Source organism: Myxococcus guangdongensis, from assembly GCF_024198255.1.
GTDB lineage: Bacteria > Myxococcota > Myxococcia > Myxococcales > Myxococcaceae > Myxococcus > Myxococcus guangdongensis.
The window spans coordinates 167,640-180,473 of sequence record NZ_JAJVKW010000017.1 but is presented as its reverse complement, the minus strand read 5'-3'; the positions used below and the strand labels follow the sequence as shown (position 1 = coordinate 180,473).

Genomic DNA, 12,834 nt, shown 5'->3' with positions numbered 1-12,834 from the left:
CGGGGCGTCAGTCGCCCTCGCGCACGCCGATGGCGAGCTGTCCCAGGCCGGCCTTCTTCGCCAGCTCCATCACCTGGACGACGGTGCCGTGGGGCACGCCCTCGTCGGCCTGGACGATGACGACGGTGTCCGGGTCCTTCTGCTTGGCCTCGTCGAAGGACTTCTGCAGCTCCTCCTGGGTCACGACGTTGCCGGCCAGCACGAAGCGGCCGTCGGCGAGCACCGCCACCGACAGGTCCGTCGTCTTCGCGGTGACGTCCGCCGCGCCGCCCTTGGGCAGGTTCACCTTGAGGCCCGCCTTCGCGCCGCCTCCCGGGCCCTGCTGGACGATGACCGAGCTGGTCACCATGAAGATGATGAGCAGCACGAGGAAGATGTCGGTGAGCGGGGTGATGTTGATCTCCGCGAAGACGCCTTCATCGCCGTCGTCGGACCCCGGTGTCTTGCCCATGGCCATGGTGCGTTCCTTCCGGGCTTCAGGCCGGCTGCGAGTCGGCGCGGGGAGTGGCCGGGGCGTCGGGGCGGGGCGAGGGCTCCGGAGGAGGTCCCCCCGCGGCGCGCTCCTTGAGCAGCTCCGCGAACTCGTCGCCCATCAGCCGCAGCTCCACCAGCACGCGCGACAGCCGGGCTTGGAAGTAGTTGTAGAAGACCATGGCCTGCACGGCGACGAGGATGCCGACGGCGGTCGCCACGAGCGCTTCGGAGATGCCGGTCATCACCGCCGCGCTGCCGCCGGTGCCGCCCGCCTCCACGTCCAGGCCCAGGTCCTTGAACGAGCGCATGATGCCCGCCACGGTGCCGAACAGGCCCACGAAGGGGGTAATCGAGCCGATGGTGGCGAGGATCCACAGGTTGCGCCGCAGCTTGAGGCCCACCTGCGCGCGCTCGCGCTCCACGGCGGCCTCCACGCCCGCGCCGCCCGTGCCCCGGCTGCGCTCCCAGCGGTCGAAGCCCGCGAGGAAGATGTCGGCGGCCACGGAGTCGGAGCGCTCGGCGGCGGTGCGGGCCGCGGCCACGTCGCCGCGAAGCAGGTGCTTGCTGACCGCCTCGCCCAGCAGGCGCGAGCGCTCGCTCACCCCCCAGAGGGCGATGATGCGCTCCACGGCCACGACGAGCGCGGCGACGGAGGCCAACAGCAGCAGGGCCAGGGTGACTCCGCCCAGGCGGAGGTAATGCAGGATGTCGTTCAGGCTCATTGGTGGGTGACCCGGCAGGGCGCCATGGCCCAGACTAGGACATATGAACCGCGCAGCCGCCGCAATCTTCCTGGGAGTGCTCTGTTCGGGTTGCCCCAAGCGCATCGAGTTCGGCCCCGAGGGCCAGCTCACCGACGCGGATGTCGTCTACCAACGTGTCCGGGCGAACCAGGAGAACGTCGTGACCCTCGAGGGGGACGCGAAGCTGCGCGTCGAGTCCCCCCAGCAGAGCGGCACCATCGGCATGTTCCTCGCCGTCACCCGGCCGGCCCTCCTGCACCTGGAGACGTTCGACTTCTTCAACCGGCCCCTCGCCTCCCTGGTGGGGGACGGCTCGCGCTTCGGCCTGTATCAGGCCCAGACACATACCTGGTACCAGGGGCCGGCGAGTCCGCAGAACGTCTCGCGCTTCCTCCCCGTGGTCCTCCCGGGCGAGGAGCTGGTGGCCATCCTGCTGGGCCAGGTGCCCCTCATCCCGCCCGAGCGCAAGACGCTGGAGCTGGACGCGAAGGAGGGCGTCTATGTGCTCACGCTCCATCAAGGGGCGGCCACCCAGGTGCTACAGGTTCACCCCAAGTACTTGCGCGTGGTGCGCAGCCAGGTGCGGGGCGTGCCGGGGTACGACCTGGCGTTCGACGATTTCCTGGAGCGCGGCGGGCTCATCTTCCCGGGCAAGGTGGAGCTGGACGCGAAGCAGGCCCAGACGAAGCTCCAGGTGCGCTACCAGCAGATCAAGCTCAACGCCCGGCCGGACCTGACGCTCTACGAGCTGACCCCGCCGGAGGGGGCCAAGGTCGTCGAGGTGGATGACTCCGGGCGTGAGCAGTCCCTCGGTCCCCCCGAGTCGCCGGTACCCCCGGCGCCGGGTTCCTGACCGGCCAGGCACGGAAGAAGGAGCGCGACGGCTGGACTCGGGTAGAGTGGCCCCCACGACATGGCACAGATCAAGCTTGGAGAATTGCTGATCAAGGCGAATGTGCTCCAGGAGAGCCAGCTCAAGGCCGCGCTCGCCGAACAGGCGAAGTGGGGCGGCAAGCTCGGCGAAATCCTGGTGCGGATGAGCCTCGTCTCCGAGGACATCCTGGTGCGGGCGCTGTCCAAGCAGCTCGGGATGCCGGCCGTCAACCTGGACGCGGTGCAGGTGGTCGCGCCGCACGTGAAGGCGAAGATTCCGGCGCAGACGGCGCGCGACTTCTCGGTGCTGCCGCTGCAGCTGCGCGACGAGGGCAAGACGCTGGTGGTGGCGATGTCGGATCCGCTCAACGTGCGGATGCTCGACGAGCTGCGCGCCGTGACGAAGTGCCGCATCATCCCCAACGTCGCCGGCCGCACCTCCATCGCCCGGGCGTTTGCTCGCATGTACGAGCAGAACATGGAGCTGGAGGACGCGGACACCAACTTCAAGGTGGTGGACGCCCAGGGCCGCACGGTGGTGAAGAACCTCAAGGACATCGACCCGGCGGCGGCCGCTGTCGCCACGGCTCCGGCGCCCAAGCCCGCCCCCGCCGCGCGCCCGCCGCCTCCCGTGGCGGAGGCCCCTCGCGCGGCGTCGGGCGGTGGAACCCCGGCGGACCTCCTGCGCAGCGTGGAAGAGGTGCAGCGCAAGGAAGTGGCGGCCCTGAAGGCCATGGTGGAGCTGCTCATCGAGAAGAACGTCTTCTCCCGCGATGAGTACCTCGCGAAGGTCAAGCGGTAGCTCTGCCTTATGCGCAAGAAGATTGGCGAGCTGCTCGTCGAGTCAGGCGTGGTGACGGCGGAGCAGGTGAGGGTGGCGCTCGGGCAGAAGGGTGCTCCGGGGAACATGCGGCTGGGCGAGGTGCTGGTGGCGCAGGGAGCGTGCGCGCCCCTCCACGTCGCCCGGGCCCTGGCCGTGCAGCACGGGCTGCCCTTCATCGAGCTGCCGGATGAGATTGCGCCAGCGGTGTCGTCGCTGGTGTCGTTGGACTTCCAGGCCGAGCACCGGGTGCTCCTCTTCCGGATGGAGGTGGAGGGCCGCAGCGAGCGCGTCCACGTCGCCGTGGAGGACCCGGGGGATTTGACGTTGGTGGATGAGCTGCGCTTCCAGCTCCGCAAGCAGGTGCGGGTCTTCGTCGTCGCGTCGGACGACCTGGACACCGCGCTGGCTCGGGCGCGGGGAGAGCCGCTGGACATCGTCGAGGCGGAGCCGCTGTACGAGGAGGAGGGCGCAGGTCCTCTTCCCGTGGCCGCGGGAACGCCACTGGAGTGGGAGATGCCGGAGACGCCGAAGCCCCCCGCAGCGAGACCGCCCCCCGCCGCCCCCGCGGCCCGTCGTCCTGGGACGCCGCCGCCTCCGCCCGCCGAGGCCCTTGGCGGCCCGGGAGGTGATTCGCTGGATGACCTGCTCGGCGTGAAGCCGCCTCCGCCGCCCCGGCCTCCGCCGCCTCCCGTGCTCGAGGTGGAGGACGGCAAGCCGCGCGTCCCGGTGGTGATGTTCGGTGGCGCGGCGAAGGGCTCGCAGCCCGCGCTGGCGCTCACGCCCACGCCGGACTTCTCCGACGACGACCTGGCCATCCTGGATGACCTGGAGCGCATGTCGCGGGGCGACGAGGCGGTGCTGGACACGGAGAAGGTGAAGCCCGCGCGCATGGTGGCCAGCCTCATCCGCCTGCTCATCCGCAAGGGGCTCATCCAGGAGGTGGAGTTCCTGGAGGAGCTGGCGAAGAAGTGACCTCCGTCGCGTCGCCCTCGGCGGAGGGGCCCCTGCTGGATGTCCGGGGGCTCACCGTGGAGCTGTCGCGGGAGGACGGTCCGGTGCGCGCGGTGGACGGGGTGTCCTTCGCGCTGCCTCCTGGCGGCACGCTGGGCGTGGTGGGGGAGAGCGGCTGTGGCAAGAGCCTCACCGCGCTGTCCGTGCTGCGACTCGCGCCCCAGCCGCCCGTGCGGGTGGCGGGCGGCGAGGTGCTCTTCGAGGGACGCGACCTGCTGACGCTCCCCGAGGAGGAGCTGCGGCGCGTGCGTGGACGCCACGTGGCCATGGTGTTCCAGGAGCCGATGACGTCGCTCAACCCCGTCTTCACGGTGGGCGAGCAGATTTCGGAGGGCGTGAGGCTGCACCTGGGCGCCTCGCGCTCCCAGGCACGCGAGCGCGCGGTGGAGATGCTGCGGCAGGTGGGCATCCCCGCGCCCGGCGAGCGCGTGGACGCGTGGCCCCATCAGCTCTCCGGAGGCATGCGGCAGCGGGTGATGATTGCGATGGCGCTGGCGTGCGACCCGTCGCTGCTCATCGCGGACGAGCCCACCACCGCGCTGGACGTCACCATCCAGGCCCAGATTCTCGACCTGCTCAAGCGCCTGCAGGCCGAGCGCGGCATGGCGGTCATGCTCATCACCCACGACCTGGGCGTCGTCGCCGAGAGCTGTGACACGGTGGTGGTGATGTACGCGGGGAAGGTGGTGGAGCACGCGCCCGTGCGCGAGCTGTTCGCCCGTCCGGCGCATCCGTACACCGCGGGGCTGTTGCGCTCGCTGCCCGCGCTGGGCGGAGAAGTCGACGCAAGCGCTCGCGGCCCCAAGCGGCGGCTGAGGGCCATCCCCGGCATGGTGCCCGCGCTCGGACGACTTCCCACCGGCTGCGCCTTCCGCGAGCGGTGTGAGCGGGCCACCGAGGAGTGCTCGCGCGTGGCGCCGGTGCTCGAGCTCAAGCGGGGCTCGCAGCGCGCCGCCTGTCATCATCCGGTGCCCGCGCCATGAGCCCCGTCGAGCCGCTGCTCCAGGCGAGGGACGTCCAGGTGCATTTCCCCGTGCGCTCGGGGATGTTCCAGCGTGTGCGCGGCGCGGTGAAGGCGGTGGACGGCATCAGCCTGGACGTCTTCCGGGGCGAGACGCTGGGCCTGGTGGGGGAGAGTGGTTGCGGGAAGAGCACGTTGGGGCGAGCGCTCTTGCGACTGGTGGAGCCCACGGCGGGCTCCATCCGCTTCGATGGGCAGGAACTCACCGGCCTGTCCCAGCGGAAGCTCAGGCCGCTGCGCCGGCGGATGCAGCTCGTCTTCCAGGACCCGTACGCCTCGCTCAACCCGCGCATGACGGTGCGCGAGCTCTTGGGAGAGCCCTTCGACATCCACGGCCTGGCGCGCGGTCCGGGAGAGAAGGAGCGCGAAGTCCTCGCGCTGCTCGACGCGATGGGCCTGCCCCGCGAAGCGCTGGGGCGGCTTCCCCACGAGTTCTCCGGAGGGCAGCGACAGCGGCTGGGCATTGCCCGGGCCATCGCGCTGCGTCCAGACCTGGTGGTGGCCGACGAGCCCATCAGCGCGCTGGACGTCTCCATCCAGGCGCAAATCGTGAATCTGTTGGTGGACCTCCAGCGTGAGCGCGGGCTCACCTATGTGTTCATCGCGCACGACCTGAACATCGTCGAGCACGTGTCCACGCGCGTGGCGGTGATGTACCTGGGGCGCATCGTCGAGCTGGCCCCTTCGGACGTGTTGTATCGCCGACCGCGCCACCCCTACACGCAGGCGCTGCTCGCCGCGGTGCCGGTGCCGGACCCGTCGCGGACCCGGACGCGTCTGCTGGTCCCAGGGGAGCCGCCGTCACCGCTCGCGCCGCCCCCCGGCTGCACGTTCCATCCGCGATGTCCCCACGCCATCGAGCGGTGTCGACGCGAGTCGCCTCCCTTGTATCCGCTGGACTCGGGGCACTTCGCCGCGTGTTTCCTGGCGGAGGACGAGTCGCGGCGGGCTTCTCCCACTCCCCCCTCCGGAGGTAGCGACGGTGTTCTGGCTCAGTCACCATCACCCGGATGAGTACAACCGCACGTACCTCTTCGGCGGGTTGAGGCTCTGCGCCCGCTGCCTGGGGACCTACCCGGTGATGCTGGCCGCGCTGGTGGCGCTGTTCGTCGTGCGCGCCCCGCTCGGCTGGGACTGGGATGTGCCCGTCGTGCTGCTGCTCACGTTGCCCGCGTTGGTGGACTGGGCGGTGGGGCGCTTCCGGCCCGCGGCGGGCTCCAACGCGGTGCGCACCTCGACGGGCATCCTGCTGGGGCTGGCGCTCGCCCGCTCGCTGCACGTCCACCTCCAGCGGCCCCTGCCTGGCGTACTGCTGGCCCAGGCGGCGCTGGTGACAGGGGTCGCGCTCCCTGTCATTCTGGCCACTTACCGGAGACCACGACCGGATTAGACCCTCGCGCGCTGTCGTCCGTTATGACGGCACGGGTTGAGGGTGGGCCGGAAGTGAGCGTGGCTCCACGAGCGATGGGGGAGAGTTGGGACCGGAGACCTCAGACGAGCGCCTGATGCTCGCCTTCCAGGCGGGGGACGCTCGTGCGTTCGAGGCGTTGGTGCGAAGGCATCGGACACCGGTGTTCAACTTCATCCTGCGCTTCGTCGGGCAACGCGCGCGGGCGGAGGACGTGCTGCAGGAGACGTGGCTGAAGGTCGTACGCAGCGCCGGCGAGTATCAGGCGAAGGCCCGGTTCACCACCTGGGTCTACACCATCGCGAGGAACCTCTGTGTGGACAGCGCGCGCAAAGAAAGCTACCGCCAGGCCGCGTCCCTGGAGTCGCCAGTGAATGGTGCTGACGGCGAGGACGGGCGGGCGCTCGCGGATGCGCTGCCGGACGGTGGCGCCAGTCCCGAGCGTGGCGCGCACAACGCGCGGCTGCGGCCCCTGTTGGAGCGGGCCCTGGCGGCGCTGCCGGAAGAACAGCGCGAGGTGTTCATCCTGCGTGAGTACAGCGGCATCCCGTTCAAGGACATCGCCGACGTGACGGGCGTCTCGGAGAACACGGTGAAGAGCCGGATGCGCTACGCGCTGGACGGCTTGCGTCGCCGGTTGGCCGAGCTGGGCGTGGATGGCGACCTCGTCGAGGATGGAAGGACGGTGGTGGGATGAAGCCGCAGAACCTCCATGCTCACGAGGACCGGCTCCTCGACTTCGCCTATGGCGAGCTCTCCACGTCAGAAGCCCAGGTAGTGGAGTCGCACTTGCAGGGCTGTGCGCGCTGCACCCAGGCGCTGGACGACATCCGTGGCGTGCGCGTCACCATGTCGCAGCTCTCCGAGGAGCCGGCGCCGGACGCGGGCCTGGAGTCCCTGCTGGCCTACGCGCAGCAGTCCGCGCGCCGGGCCGCGGCCGGCCCCGAGCCCAAGCCCTCCCGCTGGCGCCGCTGGATGTTGCCCGTCGTGGGGCTCGCCTCGGTGGGCGCGCTGGGCATCGTCTCGTTCATGGCCGTCTCGCCCGACCTGACCCGCCCCAACCTGGCGCAGGTGGAGGCCCGGGTGGTGAAGGCGGAGCCGTCCTCGGTGGACGCCCCTCCGCCGCCGACCGCGGGCATGGCCCCGGCTCCGGCCGCGGCGGCGTACGCGGAATCGGCACAGTCCGCCGAGGCGGAGCGCGAGCAGGCGGATGCCCGGCTCATGCAGGAGACCCGGGAGCGCAACGCGTTCGGCGAACGGCAGAACCAGATGGCCCGCCGCGCGGAAGGATGGGACCAGGACGGCAGTGGAGGCGGAGTCGGCTCGGTGAGCCCCCGCGAGGCGTCCAGGTCCAAGTCGAAGGGCGCGCCCTCGCTGCCTGCGGCTTCGATTCCGGTGATGCCGAAGGCCGCGCCGAAGGACCTGGAGAAGCGCTCCGCTCAGAGCGACGAGCTGTCCCCCGTGATGGAGGCATCGCAAGGGAAGGTGGCTCGCCGGGAGTCGCTGCGGCTCGGGGGCTCGAGCTCGGCGAAGAAGGAGGCCAGCGCGGCCATGGACGACGCGTTGCCAGCGGGCGCCGCGTGGGAGGAGGCAGAGGGCGCCCCGGCGATGGAGTCCGCCGCGGAGCCGCTGCCCCAGGCCGTCGTCGCCCAGCCTCCGCCGGCACCGCCCAAGGACGATGCCAGCATCGAACGTTCGCTCGCCTCGAGGTCGGCGCCGGCGCCGGCGAAGTCGCAGGAGGCGCCCCTGGTGATGCGGCCCACGAGTCCCAAGGCGCCTGCGGCGGCCCCCGAGGCCGCGAAGGAGGACAAGGCCCAGCGTCCCTCCGTCCGCGAGCTGTCGCTCAAGGCCGAAGCCGCGTTCCGGGATGGCGACCGGGCCCGGGAGGCGGGTCTTTTGAACCTCGCCTTGAACGCAGGCGCCTCCGGGACGGAGCGTACGGGTTTGCTCAACCGGCTGTGCGATGCCGAGCTCGCGCTGGGACGCCGACGTGAGGGGTTGGCCGCGTGTCGACAGGTGATCCAGGAATCTCCGGGCTCCAGCGCCGCACAGGCGGCCCGGCGGCGCCTGAGTCGCGAGGCTGACTCGGTTGAAACACCTTCCGAGCCTTCCCAACCCACGCCGTAAGCCCGCGCGATTTTTCAATAAATGGGAGGCTGAAACCGTCCTGCGGTGTCCATTTGACCGATGCGTCCCGAGGGCGCTGATCGAGATAATGGCGCCATGGGAATGGAACAGGAAGAGCGGCCGCGAAAGGCGGCGGGCCGCCAATCCGGGCAGGCGGCGGTCGAAGCGGCGATGATCATGCCGCTCGCGGTCTTCATGACGCTGGGCATCATCCAGCTGACGCTGATTCAGCACGCGAAGCTGATGACCGAGTACGCCGCGTACCAGGCCGCGCGCGCCGGCATCGTGTGGAACGGCAACAACGAGCGCATGCATGACGCGGCCATCGTCGCGCTGCTGCCGACGTTGGGGCGCACCGACGACATCGGCAACCTGGCGAAGACCTTCGCCATCCATCAAATCTACGACTCCGCGATGCGCACGCTGAACTTCGGCGGCGGCGTGGTTCCTCGCACGGTGAACGGCTCGAACCTGTTCGGCCTCATCCGCGTGGACACCATCAACCCGGCGTACTTCACGCCCATCGACACCATCTGGAAGCTGCGCAGCGGCTACAACTGGCAGGAGCTGGACTTCGACGGCGCGGACAGCTTCCCGGAGGTCCCGTCGCTGGAGAACAACATCCGCAAGTTCTTCAACCTGCCGGAGCCGGACAACTCCGAGCTCGTCTACCGGAAGGCCACGCGGCTCACCATCCGCCTGCGCTACTTCTACGAGATGAAGGTCCCGTTCGCGAACTGGATCATCTTCACGTCCTGGTACGCGTCCAACGCCCAGGTGGCCCTGCGTGGCGCCATCGACCGCGCGACGCTCGCGCCCCGGGCCAACATGATGTCCGACGGCGGCAACCTCACGCCGCTGGCCGCCCTGGCCAAGGGCATCGACCACGAGCAGGGCTACAACTCGCTGTACCCCGCCGAGATGTGGGTGCTCTGGGGCCTGGCCACCGGCAGCATCCCGTTCGTCTCCAGCCTCGTCGGCAAGCGCTACTTCATTCCGCTGTCGGCCACCTACACCATGCGCATGCAGTCCAACTTCCACCGGAAGTGGATCATGCACCTCAACCCCGACTGGGGCCTGTAAGAGGACGCACGCACCATGTTCACTCGAATCCTCCGACAGAGCTTCCAGCGCCAGGAGGGCCAGGCCCTCATCCTGGCCGCCTTGATGGTGTTGGTGATGTCCATCGCCGTGCTGACCACGGTGAACATCGGCCACACCGTGCACGAGCGCGTGCGCCTGCAGAACACCGCGGACGCCGCCGCCTACTCGATGGCCGCCATGGAGGCGCGCGCGTTCAACTTCTACGCGTACGCCAACCGCACGCAGGTGTCGCACTACGTGTCGGCCATGATGTGGCACTCGCTCATCTCGGTCATCTACTCGGCCGAGGCGTTCTTCACGGACCTGTTCGGGTTCATGAAGACGCTCAACCCGTGCGCGGGCAAACGCAAGAAGCTGTGGATCGTCTTGTGTCCCATCATCGAAGTGATTCCGTACGTGGGACAGGTCATCAAGGCCGTGAACAAGATCATGACCTTGTACAAGACGGTCTTCCTGCAGCCGTTCCAGCGCATCCTCAAGGCCGCCAACCCCGACAAGTGGTTGGGCAAGTTCTTGATTCCAGCGCATCGGGTGCTCAATGGCGCCATGTACTTCATGTCCCAGGCGGTGATGATGTCCGCGTCGACACACGTGACGCAGACCACGCAGGGCGTGCTGGACGCGAACGACACCAAGCTCAACTCGCTGGCCAGCCAACTGGCGACGGGCATCTATAGCCAGTGCCTCTTCAGCCAGGCGCACAACTCGCACGCGGGCGGCAAGCCCCTGAACCCGGGCACGTGGAAGAACCCGTTCGGCGCGCTGGACGTGACGAAGTACAAGGCCAACGACGACATCGCCCGCGCCAAGCGCTCCATGGGTGGCATCACCAACGCCACGCGCTATGCGTGTGACCACGAGGGCGGCATCTGCCCCGAGCGCTTCACCACCTCGCGCGAGCTGGGCGACATCCTCCCGCTGCCGGACGCGCTCGGCTTCCTGCGCGACATGCTCAACAACGGCGTGAACGCTCCGGGCCTGATGGAGTTCAAGAAGATGGGGCAGACGCGCATGCTGTCCGCGACGTTCCCCACCGCGAAGACCATCATGGATTCGCGCAACTACATCCGCGACTGGAACGACAACCTGAGCCCGTGGGGCATGACGGCCCAGGGCGACAACATGGGCGCGGACGACCTGTACTGGCTCAAGCTGGGCCCCGCGGAGATCGACGTGGGCGTGGGCAAGGCGGACAACCCGCTGTCCTGCAACAACAAGGACCCGTACACGCGCTGCTTCGGCGACAACCGCAAGGGCCTCAACGACAAGGGCGGCATCAAGCTGCCGTACCGCCACACCATGAAGCCCAGCGTGTGGGCGCTCAACGACAAGGACACCGGCAGCGTGAAGGGCGGCGTCCACTGGCGCATCCACTACCCCCAGAACAGCGAGGGGTGGCGCAACCACCGCGCGCCCAGCGGCGCCGAGCGCGAGGTGGGCATCCACCGCGAGAAGGTCTGCGTCCTCCAGCTCGTGGTCTGCTGGTTCAAGGTGGACGTGTACACGGCGAACGTGCGCCCGGCCCAGGACGGCAACCACCCGTGGGGTGGCGTGACGCCGTTCATGCACTTCGAGCCCGGCCAGTACTCGGGTAGCACCTGCAACCCGATGGCGAACGCTGCGAACAACGCCCTTGCCGAGCGCAAGCTCGACTTCAACCAGCCGTCGGCCTGGGTGGCGCTGAACAAGTCGCCCGAGGACGTGGTGAACAAGGACAACGCGGACGGCACGGGCTCCAACGCGCCCGCGCTCCTCAACGACGAGGGCAAGGTGAAGTTCTCCTTCACCGCGGACTCGGAGGGGCTGGAGATGCTCAACAACCGCAAGAAGTTCCTCAGCCTCACCGAGGGCCTCAACGTCATCTCCCGCGGTCAGAGCTACTACCACCGCCCGGGCAACTGGACCGAGCAGCCCAACTTCTTCAACCCGTACTGGCGTCCGCGCCTGGCGTCCGTGTACCAGGGGCGCAACCAGCTCCCGGTCGTCGGCAGCATGCTGGACGCGCTGCCCGGCGCGCTCCAGGGCTTCGCCCCGAAGGTCATGACGCACTGAGGACCGCGATGAGAGCCCCCATGTCCCGCAAGAGTTTCCGGCGCGGTGCCGCCACGGTCGAGTTCGCGCTCTCCGTGCCGCTCCTCGTCATGATTCTGATGTTCAGCATGTACCTGACCGAGTTGGTCCGGGCGAAGCTGAAGCTCCAGGAGATGGCGCGCTACGCCGTCTGGGAGATGACCAGCTACGCCCTGTCCGACTTCGCCAAGGGCAACCACGACAACGCCTTTGAGGACGCACGTCAGGAGGCGCACACGGAGCTGGTCGAGCGCTTCAAGGACATGGACTCGGTCGAGCCCAACGCTCCGGTGGGCACGTTCATCGCGCGTTACGGCAGCGTGGAAGGCACCATCACCAACAAGGAGATTCCCTTCCTCGAGTCCGGGATGCTGGGTGGTCCCGGCAGCACGGGTGAGGGCGGCGGCCTGGCGAGCGGAGTGATTGGCATGCTCAACTCGGGCGCCGGCTCGGTGCTCAACATGTGGGGCTTCAACAACAAGGGATGGGTCGAGTCCGAAGTCACGATGAACTTCGACAACGTCATCATCCCGCGCCGCTACCTGGACGAGTCGGGGCAGGGTGGCTTCTTCAAGACGGACACGTTCGGCGGGAAGGACCTGGCGAGCATCCCCCTTCGCTCGCGCTACTCCATGTACGCCAACGGCTGGAACATGCCGGACGGCGGCGATGCGGTGGTGCGAGACCGGCGAGCGGGCAACCACCGCTCGGGCAGCGACCCGCACGGCATGCACGTGCAGGTGGGGCGCATGAAGTTCCTGGGCCTGACTCAGGCGCTGGATGGCAGCGTCGGCAGCGTGCTCAGCTTCCTGGGGAGCTTCCTGCCGAACTTCTTCGGCACCTATGTCGTCGCCCGCAACTACGGTATCGATCCCCAGCAGAAGGGGAACTGCAACGGCCTGACGGGGTACGACAGCGGGGCGAGCAGTGGTCTGCACGCGATGCGCGACCTGCTGGACAACGACCGGCCGGACTGCTTCGACACGGCGCCGTTCCGCGATGAGATGACGTACGGGGACAGCAACTACATCAAGCTGTTCCTGGCCCGGGGCCCGCACTTCATGGGCTGCAAGAGGGCCATGGCCGACGACCCGTCGGACCCGGACGCCAACCAAGAGGCGACGAAGAAGGATGAGCAGGACAACAAGATTCGCTGCGAGTAGGGCCGCGGCCCTCGGGC

Annotated in this window: 13 protein-coding genes; 11 read left to right on the top strand and 2 right to left on the bottom strand. The window is 68.9% G+C overall.

The window, feature by feature from the left end; all coding sequences use genetic code 11:
• Window positions 1–7: 7 nt before the first annotated feature.
• Window positions 8–457 (bottom strand): ExbD/TolR family protein, encoded by a 450-nt coding sequence (locus tag LXT21_RS38050; protein WP_254043135.1) that lies wholly within the window; start codon window positions 455–457, stop codon window positions 8–10.
• A 19-nt stretch (window positions 458–476) separates the two neighbouring features.
• Window positions 477–1,196, bottom strand: coding sequence for a MotA/TolQ/ExbB proton channel family protein (locus LXT21_RS38045; protein WP_254043134.1), 720 nt, complete (start codon window positions 1,194–1,196; stop codon window positions 477–479).
• Between the two features lie 43 nt (window positions 1,197–1,239).
• Between LXT21_RS38045 and LXT21_RS38040 the strand changes: the two genes are divergently transcribed.
• The 11 genes from LXT21_RS38040 to LXT21_RS37990 all read left to right on the top strand — a co-directional run bounded on the left by LXT21_RS38040 (window position 1,240) and on the right by LXT21_RS37990 (window position 12,817).
• Window positions 1,240–2,070: a DUF4292 domain-containing protein gene (locus LXT21_RS38040; protein ID WP_254043133.1), complete on the top strand. Its 831-nt coding sequence runs from the start codon at window positions 1,240–1,242 to the stop codon at window positions 2,068–2,070.
• 60 nt (window positions 2,071–2,130) lie between these two features.
• A complete protein-coding gene (locus LXT21_RS38035) occupies window positions 2,131–2,892 on the top strand; it encodes a GspE/PulE/PilB domain-containing protein (protein WP_254043132.1) in 762 nt (253 codons plus the stop codon).
• 9 nt (window positions 2,893–2,901) lie between these two features.
• A complete protein-coding gene (locus tag LXT21_RS38030) occupies window positions 2,902–3,885 on the top strand; it encodes a GspE/PulE/PilB domain-containing protein (RefSeq protein WP_254043131.1) in 984 nt (327 codons plus the stop codon).
• Window positions 3,882–4,907 (top strand): ABC transporter ATP-binding protein, encoded by a 1,026-nt coding sequence (locus tag LXT21_RS38025; protein ID WP_254043130.1) that lies wholly within the window; start codon window positions 3,882–3,884, stop codon window positions 4,905–4,907. Before LXT21_RS38030 ends, LXT21_RS38025 begins: the two co-directional genes overlap by 4 nt.
• A complete protein-coding gene (locus LXT21_RS38020) occupies window positions 4,904–5,959 on the top strand; it encodes an ABC transporter ATP-binding protein (RefSeq protein ID WP_323395527.1) in 1,056 nt (351 codons plus the stop codon). Before LXT21_RS38025 ends, LXT21_RS38020 begins: the two co-directional genes overlap by 4 nt.
• On the top strand, window positions 5,928–6,335 hold the full coding sequence (locus tag LXT21_RS38015) for a DUF2085 domain-containing protein (RefSeq protein ID WP_254043129.1): 408 nt from the start codon (window positions 5,928–5,930) through the stop codon (window positions 6,333–6,335). Before LXT21_RS38020 ends, LXT21_RS38015 begins: the two co-directional genes overlap by 32 nt.
• Before the next feature lie 85 nt (window positions 6,336–6,420).
• Window positions 6,421–7,050, top strand: a complete 630-nt coding sequence (locus tag LXT21_RS38010; RefSeq protein ID WP_223751681.1) for an RNA polymerase sigma factor — start codon at window positions 6,421–6,423, stop codon at window positions 7,048–7,050.
• Entirely contained in the window at window positions 7,047–8,480 is a 1,434-nt protein-coding gene (locus LXT21_RS38005; protein ID WP_254043127.1) for a zf-HC2 domain-containing protein, read from the top strand. The genes LXT21_RS38010 and LXT21_RS38005 overlap by 4 nt, the downstream gene beginning before the upstream one ends.
• Before the next feature lie 96 nt (window positions 8,481–8,576).
• Window positions 8,577–9,563 carry a TadE/TadG family type IV pilus assembly protein gene (locus tag LXT21_RS38000; protein WP_254043126.1) on the top strand — a complete coding sequence of 329 codons (987 nt, stop codon included), beginning with the start codon at window positions 8,577–8,579 and terminating at the stop codon, window positions 9,561–9,563.
• A 15-nt stretch (window positions 9,564–9,578) separates the two neighbouring features.
• Entirely contained in the window at window positions 9,579–11,636 is a 2,058-nt protein-coding gene (locus LXT21_RS37995) for a TadE/TadG family type IV pilus assembly protein (RefSeq protein WP_254043125.1), read from the top strand.
• A 20-nt stretch (window positions 11,637–11,656) separates the two neighbouring features.
• Complete coding sequence (locus tag LXT21_RS37990; protein WP_254043124.1) at window positions 11,657–12,817, top strand: TadE/TadG family type IV pilus assembly protein; 1,161 nt, start codon at window positions 11,657–11,659, stop codon at window positions 12,815–12,817.
• The last annotated feature ends 17 nt before the right edge of the window (window positions 12,818–12,834 follow it).